General features: G+C 41.0%; 2 protein-coding genes. Both read left to right on the top strand.

Annotated features, from left to right (window positions below):
- Positions 1–262 (top strand): diguanylate cyclase domain-containing protein (locus B4K20_RS10975; RefSeq protein ID WP_289282911.1); only part of this gene is annotated, 262 nt, incomplete at its 5' end.
- Positions 259–969: a putative bifunctional diguanylate cyclase/phosphodiesterase gene (locus tag B4K20_RS10970; RefSeq protein WP_289282910.1), complete on the top strand. Its 711-nt coding sequence runs from the start codon at positions 259–261 to the stop codon at positions 967–969. The genes B4K20_RS10975 and B4K20_RS10970, both read left to right, overlap by 4 nt.
- The last annotated feature ends 263 nt before the right edge of the window (positions 970–1,232 follow it).

Genomic DNA, 1,232 nt, shown 5'->3' with positions numbered 1-1,232 from the left:
TATATATAATATTGGTAACGTGCAATATCGTACCTCATGCAGCATAGGCATTTGCACATTTCAGGGCGAAACCTTATCCGTTAATGAAGTATTTAAACGTGCTGATAACGCTATGTTTCAGGCCAAGTCAGATGGTCGTAGTTGTTTTCGATTTTTTGATGAAGCGCTTCAGCCCAGTATTGAATTCAAAGCCAGTCTGGAAAATGATCTAAGAGATGCCGTATTCAATCGCGACATTCTCCCCTATTTCCAACCCAGGTGAACCACCTGCATGAACCTATTGGTGCTGAAATTCTACTACGCTGGCAGCATCCTAAACATGGCATGATTTCACCGGCCGAATTCATTCCTCTTGCAGAAGACTCAGACATTATTAACCGCATAGGCACTGAAGTACTTCAACATGCTTGTAGACAATTAGCTGTCTGGCAACAAGACCCGGCTACGGCTAATTTAGTTTTATCGGTCAACATCAGCGCTCGCCAATTTATGCAAAAGAATTTTGTTGATACGGTCTTATCCAGCATTGAAACACATCAGTGCTCCGGCTCACGTTTGCGACTGGAAATCACTGAAAGCCTAATGCTAAAGAACATTAATGAACTTGCTATAAAAATAGACAAATTACGGTCTCATGGCATCACTTTATCTCTGGATGACTTTGGGACAGGCTATTCATCACTCTCCATATTGCGAAGTTTTCCACTGGATGAAATAAAGATCGATAAAAGTTTTGTGGATCATATGCTAAAAAATGCCAATGATGCTCATATCATTCGCACCGTTATCAATATGAGTAGTCACATGGGCATGACTGTCATCGCTGAGGGGGTCGAAACGGATGCTCAGGAAGCATTCCTAGCTAAACATGGTTGCCTGAATTATCAAGGTTATTTATTTGGCAACCCCATGCCGATGGAAGAGTTTAATAAATACATAAACCAACATATGAATGCGGTTAAAATCTAATTTTACGTCTGAAGGTCCTACAACACTGCTCTGTTTTCTCACTTGATAGTTGACGCTTAACCAGTTATCTAGGTTTCATCTGTGCTTAACACACCCAAAGCACAATACAATCGTTTCCCTATGTCAGCCCTATCCCTCTCTGAAATCGGTTAATATATGCCCCCTTGTTCACCAGAAACCGCCTATCACAATGAAATTCTTACTCAGCTTAGCCACCTTTTTTAGTCTTTTATTCACGGTAAATAGTGTCAGCTCTGCTGATA

The sequence above is a fragment of the Methylophaga sp. UBA5088 genome, from assembly GCF_002414625.1.
In the GTDB taxonomy this organism is placed as follows: Bacteria; Pseudomonadota; Gammaproteobacteria; order Nitrosococcales; family Methylophagaceae; genus Methylophaga; species Methylophaga marina.
The sequence above is the reverse complement of the archived record's forward strand: the minus strand, read 5'-3'. Positions and strand labels throughout refer to the sequence as shown.